This window comes from Spiroplasma endosymbiont of Nephrotoma flavescens, from assembly GCF_964030835.1.
GTDB lineage: Bacteria > Bacillota_I > Bacilli_A > Mycoplasmatales > Nriv7 > Nriv7.
Genome location: NZ_OZ034982.1, coordinates 903601 through 915567, shown reverse-complemented (window position 1 = coordinate 915567; position 11967 = coordinate 903601). Strand labels below are relative to the sequence as shown.

Sequence of the window (11967 nt, the reverse complement as noted above, 5' to 3'; positions counted from 1 at the left end):
ATTAATGAATAATAGCAAAAATACTTATGAAAATATTGTTAATTTATTAGTTAATATTTTACAAAGTTCTAAATTGAAACTTAAAGTGATTAAGGATGATGAATTTTATACTTATTTTTTACGATTAGTTAATAGTCTTTTATTTTTAGAACAAGAGCATCCCGCTAATTATGAAGGGCAACGCTATGCGAGAAGTTTTGTGCAAGTATTAGCTGATTTAAGAGATGAAGAAATAAAAATTGTTAAAGATGATAATTTAACCTTAGAAACTATTGAGAATGATTATAATTTTTTACAAACTTATATTCTTAATATTTTTCAAATATCAAAACAAGAATTGGTTACACCAACAGTGATTTCTCTTGATATTGTTAAAGAATTATCAAATATTGATTCAAATTTACAAAAGCAATTATTAAAAAACGATAATGTTTTAGTAACTAGTCAGAATAATAATTCTGAACAAATTTCTAATAATAATTCTCAAATTTTAAAAGATAGTGGCGAAAAAGCAACTGAGGCTGATTCGCAAAAAAAAGTTAATGAACAGTTAATTAATTTGCAAGGTTTAAAATTGCCAACTCATCCGGCAAATAATCAAGGTTTTTATCCATATACTGGTAAACCTAAAGCAATGCCGTTTTTTAAAAGGGTTTTAAGTTATGTTTTTATGTTTTTGTTGGCTATTGTTATTGGTATTAATGTTTATGGTTTTGTTGCTGAAATTAAGTTAACTGATGTTATTTTAAAAGATAATTTAGTTGAGCTAAAAAGTTTTAATTTTCGGCCAGCGTCTATTGCTTGAAATTTGTCAATGTGAAGTATAATTTTAGAAATTTTAACTTATGCAATGTTAACTTATTCTTTCTTTAAAAAACCACAATTTTTAAGAGATAAATATCGAATGCAACCAATGATGTTAATATTTGCCATTAGTGCTATTCTTTTTAATTCTATTTATGGTGTGTTTGGATTTTTATCTTATAATTCGTTTGTTCAGTTTTTTAAAAATGCTTTTGATCAAGTTCATAATGTTGATAGTGTCTTAGAGGAAATTTGAAGTAGTTCTAGTTTTCAAGTTTATCGGGTTTTAAAAATTGTGGGTGCTGGTAGTGCTATTATTCCGATATTACTAATTTTTATTGTATTTTCCATTAATCCTCGTTTGGATCGTGATAAGTTAATGCAAGCGGATTTGGAATATCAAAAAGCATTGCAGGCAACATTAAAAGGTGAATCGTATGTTATTGATGCATCATTATTTGACCAAGATTTAATTTTAGAAGCTGAAAAGCAGGATGAAAATAATAAAAAGCATGATTTATAGTTTTTATTGCTAGTCAAAAAAACAAGTAAGACAACAAAAAAGAGTGCTAGTTAGCACTCTTTTTTGTTAATTAGTTAATTAGTTTCTTTAATATTATTAGCTTTAATAGTTAGTTTAGATTTTATTCGGGCAACTTTATTTTTGTGAAAAATATTTTTACTTTCTGCACGGTCAAGCATTAAAATAGCGTGATTTAATGTTTGTTGCATATTAGTTTCATTACTGGTAATTGCGATTTTAGCTTTTTTAATTGCTGTTCTTGTTGTTGATTTGATATGAACATTTCTTTGTCTTGCTTTTTCATTTGTTATTGCGCGTTTAATTTGTGATTTGATATTTGCCATCATTGTCTCCTTAGTTTATTTTATTATTATAAAACCAAAAGTAATTATAGCAAATAATTGTTTTTTAGTAAACTAGTTACTTAAAAAAGGTCGCGTTTAGTTTTCTTAGGTATTGCTTTGAAGAAGTAAAACAATCAGCTAATTATATTATTTAATTACTAAACTAACCCTGCCTTTCTTGCTATTGTCATTTTTATTCGTTACCATTTTATCATATTATTGAATTTTTACACAATGAAAAATTATTAATTTTATTAAATTTTAACTAATATTTTTGCTTACTTAAATCTATTATATTTATTTGTTATAGCATTACCTTTATAATTAATTCAACTATCATCATTTTTATTATTATATTTATTTCATAATGACTTTTTATAATTTCTTTTCTGATTTCTATTTCTGAATTAATATTTTCATTAATATAATGTAATACATTTAATTTGTTTAAATTTGCCATTTTTAAATGTAATAAGTTATTTAAATTCTTATGATTATATGCTGAATTATACTTGTAAGTGCAAGTAAATAAAATTGCAAGGTCGCGTTTAGTTTTCTTAGGTATTGCTTTGAAGAAGTAAAACAATCAGCTAATTATATTATTTAATTACTAAATTAACCTCGCCTTTCTTGTTATTGTCATTTTTATTCGTTTTTATTTTATCATATTATTGAATTTTTACACAATAAAAATTATTAATATTATTAAATTTTCACTAATATATATTAATTTATATTTTTACTTACTTAAATCTATTATATTTATTTGTTACAGCATTACCTTTATAATTAATTCAACTATCATCATTTTTATTATTATATTTATTTCATAATGAATTTTTATATATTTCTTTTCTGATTTCTATTTCTGAATTAATATTTTCATTAATGTAATGTAATACATTTAATTTGTTTAAATTTGCCATTCTTAAATGTAATAAGTTATTTAAATTCTTATGGTTATATATTTTTGCTCCATATCTTAATTGTTGTTTTACTAAATGCGATACATCACTTTCAATGCTACAACCGATATTTCATTCTAAATTTTGATTATGAATGCCGTGCTTATTATTACTGAAATAATTACTCGCCCTCCTTAAATTTGTTTTAATATCTTTATTTAATTCATTTTTAGCAACATTACGAATGTTTTTTACTAATTCTTGATGATTTCCATCCTTATATAATTTAATTCAACTATTTAGTGTTACTTTGCGATTTTCAAAAATAATATTAAATGCAGTTTGTTTTAATTTTTTAATAGCATGATAACCATCTAAAATATATCTAACATTACCAAAGCTATTGGCAATTTCTCTAATTCAAGTAGCACCGTCGCCACAAACAATTATTTTGTCATAATTAATATTCACATAATGTTTTTTTAATTCTCTAATTAATAAATCACGATAATCCATCGTATTTATTCGCTTACCAATTTTTAACATTAGAAAATGACCTCGTTTGTTTTCTAATTCTCTACGAGCATTTTTGTAATTTTTTTCTTTATGTCCCGTATGAAAAGTAACTAAACGAATTCTTTGGTCTTGTTTAACTTTATGGTCTAATGTTGCTAAAAATGTCTCATCTAGTTGAATATATAAATCTTTATTTTTGACATCAATTCTAGTTTTAGTTTCTTTTTCTGCTAGTTGAAAATATTCAGCAATATCGTATTTATTTAAAATATTTGAAATACTAGCTTTTGAAATATAACAATGATTTAGAGCGTCTAAAACATCGCGATAGCGTTTACCATCGCCCAAAAGATTTAAAACCTTAAATTGGACATCAAAATAAATGCGTTGTTTGGGCAATAAACCAATTTCTTTATCTAACAAACATACATATTCAAATTTGCCTGATTTTTGATTTCAATATTTATATCGGCGTCGTTTAAAAGTAACATCACCAAAAATTGTAATAATTGTTCTTGGTGCAAAATGAACTACTTTATAACCTTGTTTTAACCGATAATGATATTTATATAAGTATTCATCTAATTTTTCATATTGCTGAATTATACTTGTAAGTGCAAGTAAATAAAATTGCAAAAAATCTCATATAAAAATTTCATGATGCTAAGTTTATTTTAGAAAAAGCAAAGCAAGGAGTTTTTATATGGGATATAAACATCTTGGCATAGATGAAAGAATTTATATTGAGAATCAATTGAAGTTTAAAGTAAAAATTAGTGAAATAGCTAAAAATCTTAATCGAAGTATTAGTACTATTAATCGAGAAGTTAATAGAAATAAAGATAATAATCATTATTTTTCATTAATTGCACAAAATAAAGCAGAAAATAGAAAACAATCACATGTTTATTTTCATAAGTTTAAAAATAGAGAATTAGTAAAATATGTACAACAAAAATTACTATTAGGTTGATCGCCTGAACAAATTTATGGCAGAATTAAAAATTTTCATAAAGAATGAATTATTAGTTTTAAAACAATTTACAATTGAATTTATTCTGGATTACTTGAAAAAATAGCCAAATTGTAAAGTTAAGTGCAACTAAATTATTTTTCTAACCAAATATTCGATTGGTGAAAGATAATTTAGTATTTTTCTTGGTCTTTGGTTTAAAGACAATATAAATTTATGAACTGCATTTTTAGTAGTATTTGAAAAATTAAATTTTTTAGGAAATTTTTCTCTAATTAAACCATTAGTATTTTCATTAGTACCTCTTTGTCAAGGCGAATATGCATTAGCAAAATAAATTTTCACATTTAAATTTTTTTCAAGTTGTTGTCAATTAGAAAATTCTTTACCCCTATCAAATGTTATAGTCTTAACAAGATTATTTGGAAGAATTGATAAATAATGGCTAATGTTTTCGTTAATAACTTTAGTAGTTCTATTTTCAACTAACATTGCTAAAATAAATCTTGATGTTCTTTCAACTAAAGTTATTAAACATGATTTACTTTTACCTCGTGATGATACTACAGTATCACCTTCTCAATGGCCAACAGTTATACGATTATTAACATTAACATTTCGTTGTTTAATTGATTTACCATTAAATTTACCGCGATTTTCTTGAGATTTTCGTTTCTTACCTTTTCTTCTTAAATTTTTATTAGTAATTTTTTCAAGTAATCCAGAATAAATTCAATTGTAAATTGTTTTAAAACTAATAATTCATTCTTTATGAAAATTTTTAATTCTGCCATAAATTTGTTCAGGCGATCAACCTAATAGTAATTTTTGTTGTACATATTTTACTAATTCTCTATTTTTAAACTTATGAAAATAAACATGTGATTGTTTTCTATTTTCTGCTTTATTTTGTGCAATTAATGAAAAATAATGATTATTATCTTTATTTCTATTAACTTCTCGAATAATAGTACTAATACTTCGATTAAGATTTTTAGCTATTTCACTAATTTTTACTTTAAACTTCAATTGATTCTCAATATAAATTCTTTCATATATGCCAAGATGTTTATATCCCATATAAAAACTCCTTGCTTTGCTTTTTCTAAAATAAACTTAGCATCATGAAATTTTTATATGAGATTTTTTGCAATTTTATTTACTTGCACTTACAAGTATAATTCAGCATTAAAATAAGAAAAATATCAAACCAGTAATTAACTAAAATTACTGGTTTTTTAAATCGTTTTTTTTCATTAGACTTGGTACATAACTATAACATTTTGCATCTACCCGACTATAAAATTCATTTTTATCTTTGTATTTATCTAATATTTCTACCTCACCTAGAAGATAATATTATCAAAATAGTAGATAAAATTGAGGGTTATGTACCAAGTCTATTATAAATTAATAGTAATTTTAACAGTGTGTATTAAATTTAGTTATTAAATATTTGACCTTCAATTTTTGTTATTAGTTGTGTCCAAGTGGGATTTTTTAATATTGTTATTTTTAGATTAACGATTTCCTTTTTTTGAATATTACCGTTTTCAATTTCATCATACTTGATATTAAAGTTGAGTTTTGTAAGTTCATCAAGAATATCTTCGTTTTTTGCGTGGTAATTATCTATTATGCTATGTATTGTTTTTTCGTTAATTGGCGGTATTGCATCAATTTTTATTCAGTTTGGCATATTTATTGGTCATTGTTGTGTATGTATATATAAATTCCATTTTATATCAGTATTAGGTTTTTTTTCATCTATTTTTTACTAAGTAAACAAATCCTTTTTTTAAGTTTAATTCATAAGTTTCCTTGCTTTCTCTTTTATTTCTAACTAGTTGCACTGTCGTTTTCTCGTTGTTAATGTTTTGGGGAATAGTAAAAATGTTATTGAAACTAATAATTAAAACGGTAAATATTTTCATAAACATTTTTATCACTCCTTTTTAAAATTTTTATTTTTCATTATTCTTTTAGTTTTAATCTTTTTTAATATAAAACGAATTAAAAAGTTTAATATTTCTGTTATGGTGACTCATACTAAGGAATAACCTATAATCATTAACTTATCAATTGCTCCAATATCTTTTTAAAAAATTAATGAGCTTGTGTGATTTTATTTTTTAAGGCTCTTTTTGCTTTAATTTTTTGAATAATCAAGCGGATTAATTTTTCAAATTTAATTGCAAAATATATTGCTCCGCCTCATCAAAAAACAAATATTCCCGCTAGCATAATACCGCTATTGAACTTGCCAAAGAAATCAACCATCTGTTTATTCATAAAATCATTAAATTCGTTACTTGTTCCAGTTATTCATTTAGTATCGATTGCTGTTAATGCACAAATCAATAAACTTATAAAAATGAAAATGATATTTAATACTATTTTTAACTACTGCTTTTTAAAATAATTTTTAATTCTTAATTTTAATGGCATTTTTTCTTTTGAATTATCTTTTTTTAAATAATTTTACTAAAAGTTTTTTCATTTTAATTCTCCTTTCATATTTTTATCGTCCTTTAATCACAATAAATAAAGCAATAAGTACACAAGTGACACCAAGAATGGTAAAAATTGGGTGTTGCGAAAATGTCCGAGCCATTGGTTTAAATAGTTCTAAAATTGTTAAATTGCTAGTAATAAACTTTTTAAAATTGGCAAGGCCTTCGCTAATATAGTTTGTTAAAGTTTCAAAATGGCTACCAGCTAATAGTCCAAGAACAGTTATTAAGATAAAAATAATAATTAGTTTAAACATTGTTAGTTCCCTTGCTTTGTTTTTATTGGTTTTATTTGTTTTTTAGCTTTTCCTCACGCACTTAAACGACCTTTGTTTTTAACCGCATATTGGCGTTGTTTTTCTAAATTAACTTGTTGACTACCAAAACCTAGAATAATTGCCATAAGAAATTCTACAGCCAGCGTTAAGAATAAAGGAAATATTAGTTGAATATTCGTTCCTGGCACCTCTAAACTTCAAATTAAGTCAAAAACTTTATAAAGCATTTGAGCTAGAAAGTCGGCCATTTTTGCGAGATTTTCCATTTTTTATTATTCCTTTTCTTTCATTTTTCTTAAAAATTTGCTAAATTTATCCATTTTTAAATATTCTAAGTCTTCTAAATCAATTGCTGTGTCATTATAGTATTTATCTTCATAGTCAGGATTTACTTTTGCATTTAAGTAATCTCTTAAAAATGCTAGGTAAAAAGAATTGTAAGTGTTTAATATTGGTAAAGGAATTTTTAGTTTAAAAAAATAAATATCAAGTTCAGGAATATCACGATATTTAATGCGACGCCCCCTTTTACTATTTTTAGCATCAATTAAGGTGTTTCGTCAGCGTTCATATTCTTCAATGCTCGTAAAGGTGCCATAGATAACTTTTAAGTAGGGGCGAAAAATATTAACGGGTTTTTTACGAATTCCCACAATCACATTATTGGCAATATCCCGAACTTTAACTCATATATGTTTATCTCTTTGACCGCTAGCGAGAACAATATGGCCGAAATGGCGTGCCAGAGCGAAATATTCTTGGATACCGGTTTCTTCGTTTTTGGTATTATTTTTTTCTCAATCAGTTCCTTCTAAAAATAAATTGGTTTCATCTCATAACAGTAAGGTTTTATCTGGTAATACCGGATAATCAAAGTCTAATAATCCCATATGTCCTAAACTTAATTTTTGGGTTTCTAGTAATGGAAAGGTTGCGGCGATGTGATATTTTTTCTTTTTTAATAATTTTGATGCATATACTAGAAAGGCGGTTTTTCCAGTTCCTAATGAACCAATCACAATATTTAACGGTGAATTTTTTAAGAAATTAATAACTTTGTTAATTTGTGTTAAATTAACGATTTTGAAAAGGAAAATTAAAATACAACCGGCTAAAAATAAATAACTCATAATGTTTTTAAAATAACCGTTGTAAATATATCAAATTGCTCCTCAGTGTCATAAAATTAAAAATGAGGTGCGATTCAATTCAATAAAATGGTTATTTTTTTCTACTATTCATTTGCAAAATTTCATCTTGCACCTCACTTTATTTTTTGTTAGCGGACTGCGCCAAGTAATTTTTCAAACATTTTAAAGCAAATAAAGAAGATTGCCAAAATAAATGGAAAAATGAATATTCAGTAGTCGGCAAAGAAGTTACCGACTTGCGGCATATTAACGGCAATAATTTCTCACATTTTAGTAAACGCTGTTATAATTGCATTTCACAATTTAGTCATCGCATCGCTAGCTGTTATTTTTACTGGTGCATCGGCCAAAAAAGTTCCAATCATATAATCACCCCCTTTCTTCTTAAGGCATTCGTCATTTGTCTTTATCTAAATACTGATATGGTTTTTCAAAGTAACATGAGAATAAATCACACCATAATTGCTGTCAAGAATTAAAAAGCAATATTTGCTATTAAAAGTAAAAGTGGTGCTTCGGTTAATTTAATTTCTTTGCCTCCACTAATATGAGCCGGGATAGTTGTAATTTGAATAAATAAATCTCAGAAAGTTTGTTTAATTTGTTCTCAATTAAATTCTTTTAAATTTACTGTCATTTTTTATCTCCCAAAAATCATTTTTATTGATAAATACATAATTGAAATTAACGCGAAAAGAAAAGTAATGATAATAATTAATCCGGCAATAAAAGCAACTTGTGCAGGCATTTTTTCTATCGGAACAAACAGTTTTAAGAACTCCATAATAATTTCTCAAAACATTATTTTTTATGCTCGTTATTTTCTTTTGAATTAGGGGCTTTAACTCATTCTTCAAAGCGAGCAATAAATACTTTCTCGTTTTTTGTGAAATTACCAGTATTATTTTTAATGGCATTTTTATATTTAATTCTAATTTTTATTTTGGCATAAATTTTATAAGCAAAATATGCCGACAGCATTATGCTGATAATAATAAATATGAGTCCAATTGCAATATTCATTTTTAAACTCCTTTAAAATAGTTATAATTCATATCTTTTTTGTTGTTTTCTTTTTCAGCAATGAAGAAACTTAATAATTCTTGACCTTTAATTAACTTGGTTTCTTGTTCTTGTTGATTAATTGAAATTACTTGATATTTACTATCTTTTATTATTCCAATGCAAATTGAATTTTCGTATTTTCCGTTATAAACAAATCGCTTTGGAAACCAAATGCCGATTTGTTCATTAAATCACGGAATTTTTGGCGCTTTAATAAGCATTGCGTTTTGTGTTTCTTTTAAGAGATATTTTTTAGTATTTAAGAAAATGTTTTCAATGTTTTTCATAGTAAATTACCTTTCTTATGAATAAACTAAGTTATATTAACTAAGTTGTTAGTTAACTTAGTTTTTTAAACACTTATATATCGCAGATTTAAGTGTTTAACAAGCTTTGTTAGTAAATTTTGTTTTTTATTAGATAAAGATTTTAATAATTTTAAACTTAGCATACCCCTATATAGAAATTTCTACACTTTAATATCCGCATCCTACCCTTGGAACTAATTTAATAGCGTGTATATTTTTAGGAAATCCACCCATTCATTTTTTTATTGCAAAACGAAACAAATTGCTATAGCTAATAGGGTGTTATCTATTAACTGGTAAACTTCTTTTGGTTATGGCGACCACCCACAATTTATCGTGCTTTAATACGTACCAACATTATTAATTCACTTGTATTTAATTTTCAAAGAACAAATTTTTAACACCTTATAAAATAAAAAGACAATCATTGCTGAATGTCTTAATACTTATTCAAATCTTTTCCTACCTAACAAAACTTTATGCGTCCAAATTGCAAAAGATTTCATATAAAAATTTCATGATGCTAAGTTTATTTTAGAAAAAGTAAATTTAAGGAGTTTTTATATGGGATACAAACATCTTGGCATAGATGAAAGAATTTATATTGAGAATCAATTGAAATTTAAAGTAAAAATTAGTGAAATAGCTAAAAATCTTAATCGAAGTATTAGTACTATTAATCGAGAAGTTAATAGAAATAAAGATAATAATCATTATTTTTCATTAATTGCACAAAATAAAGCAGAAAATAGAAAACAATTACATGTTTATTTTCATAAATTTAAAAATAGAGAATTAGTAAAATATGTACAACAAAAATTATTATTAGGTTGATCGCCTGAACAAATTTATGGCAGAATTAAAAATTTTCATCAAGAATGAATTATTAGTTTTAAAACAATTTACAATTGAATTTATTCTGGATTACTTGAAAAGGTTACTAGTAAAAATTTAAGAAGAAAAGGTAAGAAACGAAAATCTCAAGAAAATCGGGGTAAATTTAATGGTAAATCCATTAAAGAACGAAATGTTAATAATCGCATAACTCTTGGCCATTGAGAAGGTGATACTGTAGTATCATCACGAGGTAAAAGTAAATCATGTTTAATAACTTTAGTTGAAAGAACATCAAGATTTATTTTAGCAATATTAGTTGAAAATAGAACTACTAAAGTTATTAACAAAAATATTAGTCATTATTTATCAATTCTTCCAAATAATCTTGTTAAGACTATAACATTTGATAGGGGTAAAGAATTTGCTAATTGACAACAACTTGAAAAAAATTTAAATGTGAAAATTTATTTTGCTGATGCATATTCACCTTGACAAAGAGGTACTAATGAAAATACTAATGGTTTAATTAGAGAAAAATTTCCTAAAAAATTTAATTTTTCAAACACTACTAAAAATGCAGTTCATAAATTTATATTGTCTTTAAACCAAAGACCAAGAAAAATACTAAATTATCTTTCGCCAATCGAATATTTGGTTAGAAAAATAATTTAGTTGCACTTAACTTTACAATTTGACATGTTCAATTTAAAGTTTTAAGTCTTTTGGGCGATGGTAAACGATACCGCGATGTCTTAGATGCTCTAAATCATTGTTATATTTCAAAAGCTAGTATTTCAAGCATTTTAAATAAATATGATATTGCTGAATATTTTCAATTAGCAGAAAAAGAAACTAAAACTAGAATTAATGTCAAAAATAAGGATTTATATATTCAACTAGATGAGACGTTTTTAGCAACATTAGATAATAAAGTTAAACAAGACCAAAGAATTCGTTTAGTTACTTTTCATACCGGACATAAAGAAAAAAAGTACAAAAATTCTCGTAGAGAATTAGAAAATAAACGGGGTCATTTTCTAATGTTAAAAGTTAATAAACGAATAAATACGATGGATTATCGTGATTTATTAATTAAAGAATTGCAAAAACATTATGTGAATATTAATTATAACAAAATAATTGTTTGTGGCGATGGTGCTACTTGAATTAGAGAAATTGCCAATAGTTTTGGTAATGTTAGATATATTTTGGATGGTTATCATGCTGTTAAAAAATTAAAACAAACTGCATTTAATATTATTTTTGAAAATCGTAAAGTAACACTAAATAGTTGAATTGAATTATATAAAAATGGAAATCATCAAGAATTGGTAAAAAACATTCGTAATGTTGCTAAAAATGAATTAAATAAAGATATTAAAACAAATTTAAGAAAGGCGAGTAATTATTTCAAAAACAATAAGCACGGTATTCATAACCAAAATTTAGAATGAAATATCGGTTGTAGCATTGAAAGTGATGTATCGCATTTGGTAAAACAACAATTAGGCTATGGAGCAAAAATATATAATCATAAGAATTTAAATAACTTATTACATTTAAGAATGGCAAATTTAAACAAATTAAATGTATTACATTACATTAATGAAAATATTAATTCAGAAATAGAAATCAGAAAAGAAATATATAAAAATTCATTATGAAATAAATATAATAAGAAAAATGATGATAGTTGAATTAATTATAAAGGTAATGCTGTAACAAATAAATACAATAGATTTAAGTAAGT

At 24.8% G+C, this 11967-nt stretch carries 19 protein-coding genes; 4 read left to right on the top strand and 15 right to left on the bottom strand.

Annotation, left to right across the window (positions count from 1 at the left end; all coding sequences use genetic code 4):
• The first annotated feature begins 4 nt into the window (after positions 1 to 4).
• Positions 5 to 1327: a hypothetical protein gene (locus AAHN02_RS05320; protein WP_342277571.1), complete on the top strand. Its 1323-nt coding sequence runs from the start codon at positions 5 to 7 to the stop codon at positions 1325 to 1327.
• A gap of 74 nt (positions 1328 to 1401) precedes the next feature.
• On the opposite strand, the gene rpsT is transcribed toward AAHN02_RS05320, so the two are convergent.
• From rpsT to AAHN02_RS05305, 3 genes are all read right to left on the bottom strand, one after another.
• The gene (gene rpsT / locus AAHN02_RS05315; RefSeq protein WP_342277570.1) at positions 1402 to 1671 is read right to left on the bottom strand and encodes a 30S ribosomal protein S20; all 270 of its coding nucleotides are present in this window, start codon (positions 1669 to 1671) and stop codon (positions 1402 to 1404) included.
• Positions 1672 to 1975: 304 nt separating this feature from the next.
• Positions 1976 to 2257: a hypothetical protein gene (locus AAHN02_RS05310; RefSeq protein WP_342277569.1), complete on the bottom strand. Its 282-nt coding sequence runs from the start codon at positions 2255 to 2257 to the stop codon at positions 1976 to 1978.
• 157 nt (positions 2258 to 2414) lie between these two features.
• A complete protein-coding gene (locus AAHN02_RS05305; protein WP_342277568.1) occupies positions 2415 to 3728 on the bottom strand; it encodes an Mbov_0401 family ICE element transposase-like protein in 1314 nt (437 codons plus the stop codon).
• A 67-nt stretch (positions 3729 to 3795) separates the two neighbouring features.
• Here AAHN02_RS05305 and AAHN02_RS05300 point away from each other — a divergent pair, with 67 nt between their 5' ends.
• Complete coding sequence (locus AAHN02_RS05300) at positions 3796 to 4182, top strand: helix-turn-helix domain-containing protein (RefSeq protein WP_342277567.1); 387 nt, start codon at positions 3796 to 3798, stop codon at positions 4180 to 4182.
• Positions 4183 to 4194: 12 nt separating this feature from the next.
• On the opposite strand, the gene AAHN02_RS05295 is transcribed toward AAHN02_RS05300, so the two are convergent.
• From AAHN02_RS05295 to AAHN02_RS05240, 12 genes are all read right to left on the bottom strand, one after another.
• Positions 4195 to 5145, bottom strand: a complete 951-nt coding sequence (locus tag AAHN02_RS05295) for an IS30 family transposase (RefSeq protein ID WP_342277566.1) — start codon at positions 5143 to 5145, stop codon at positions 4195 to 4197.
• 361 nt (positions 5146 to 5506) lie between these two features.
• A complete protein-coding gene (locus AAHN02_RS05290; RefSeq protein ID WP_342277565.1) occupies positions 5507 to 5764 on the bottom strand; it encodes a hypothetical protein in 258 nt (85 codons plus the stop codon).
• A 52-nt stretch (positions 5765 to 5816) separates the two neighbouring features.
• Positions 5817 to 5999 carry a hypothetical protein gene (locus tag AAHN02_RS05285; RefSeq protein WP_342277564.1) on the bottom strand — a complete coding sequence of 61 codons (183 nt, stop codon included), beginning with the start codon at positions 5997 to 5999 and terminating at the stop codon, positions 5817 to 5819.
• Positions 6000 to 6171: 172 nt separating this feature from the next.
• Positions 6172 to 6426 (bottom strand): hypothetical protein, encoded by a 255-nt coding sequence (locus AAHN02_RS05280; RefSeq protein WP_342277563.1) that lies wholly within the window; start codon positions 6424 to 6426, stop codon positions 6172 to 6174.
• A gap of 160 nt (positions 6427 to 6586) precedes the next feature.
• A complete protein-coding gene (locus tag AAHN02_RS05275; RefSeq protein ID WP_338968164.1) occupies positions 6587 to 6835 on the bottom strand; it encodes a hypothetical protein in 249 nt (82 codons plus the stop codon).
• 2 nt (positions 6836 to 6837) lie between these two features.
• Positions 6838 to 7122, bottom strand: a complete 285-nt coding sequence (locus AAHN02_RS05270) for a hypothetical protein (protein ID WP_338968736.1) — start codon at positions 7120 to 7122, stop codon at positions 6838 to 6840.
• 6 nt (positions 7123 to 7128) lie between these two features.
• Complete coding sequence (locus tag AAHN02_RS05265; protein ID WP_342277562.1) at positions 7129 to 8112, bottom strand: hypothetical protein; 984 nt, start codon at positions 8110 to 8112, stop codon at positions 7129 to 7131.
• 23 nt (positions 8113 to 8135) lie between these two features.
• Positions 8136 to 8372 carry a hypothetical protein gene (locus AAHN02_RS05260; protein ID WP_342277561.1) on the bottom strand — a complete coding sequence of 79 codons (237 nt, stop codon included), beginning with the start codon at positions 8370 to 8372 and terminating at the stop codon, positions 8136 to 8138.
• 110 nt (positions 8373 to 8482) lie between these two features.
• Positions 8483 to 8644 carry a hypothetical protein gene (locus tag AAHN02_RS05255; RefSeq protein WP_342277560.1) on the bottom strand — a complete coding sequence of 54 codons (162 nt, stop codon included), beginning with the start codon at positions 8642 to 8644 and terminating at the stop codon, positions 8483 to 8485.
• A gap of 3 nt (positions 8645 to 8647) precedes the next feature.
• The gene (locus AAHN02_RS05250) at positions 8648 to 8809 is read right to left on the bottom strand and encodes a hypothetical protein (RefSeq protein ID WP_342277559.1); all 162 of its coding nucleotides are present in this window, start codon (positions 8807 to 8809) and stop codon (positions 8648 to 8650) included.
• A complete protein-coding gene (locus AAHN02_RS05245; protein ID WP_342277558.1) occupies positions 8809 to 9030 on the bottom strand; it encodes a hypothetical protein in 222 nt (73 codons plus the stop codon). The genes AAHN02_RS05250 and AAHN02_RS05245 overlap by 1 nt, the downstream gene beginning before the upstream one ends.
• A gap of 2 nt (positions 9031 to 9032) precedes the next feature.
• Positions 9033 to 9359 carry a hypothetical protein gene (locus tag AAHN02_RS05240; RefSeq protein WP_342277557.1) on the bottom strand — a complete coding sequence of 109 codons (327 nt, stop codon included), beginning with the start codon at positions 9357 to 9359 and terminating at the stop codon, positions 9033 to 9035.
• A 585-nt stretch (positions 9360 to 9944) separates the two neighbouring features.
• Between AAHN02_RS05240 and AAHN02_RS05235 the strand changes: the two genes are divergently transcribed.
• Both AAHN02_RS05235 and AAHN02_RS05230 read left to right on the top strand, forming a co-directional pair.
• Positions 9945 to 10889, top strand: coding sequence for an IS30 family transposase (locus AAHN02_RS05235; protein WP_342277556.1), 945 nt, complete (start codon positions 9945 to 9947; stop codon positions 10887 to 10889).
• 50 nt (positions 10890 to 10939) lie between these two features.
• Positions 10940 to 11965: an Mbov_0401 family ICE element transposase-like protein gene (locus AAHN02_RS05230; protein WP_342277555.1), complete on the top strand. Its 1026-nt coding sequence runs from the start codon at positions 10940 to 10942 to the stop codon at positions 11963 to 11965.
• Positions 11966 to 11967: the final 2 nt, after the last annotated feature.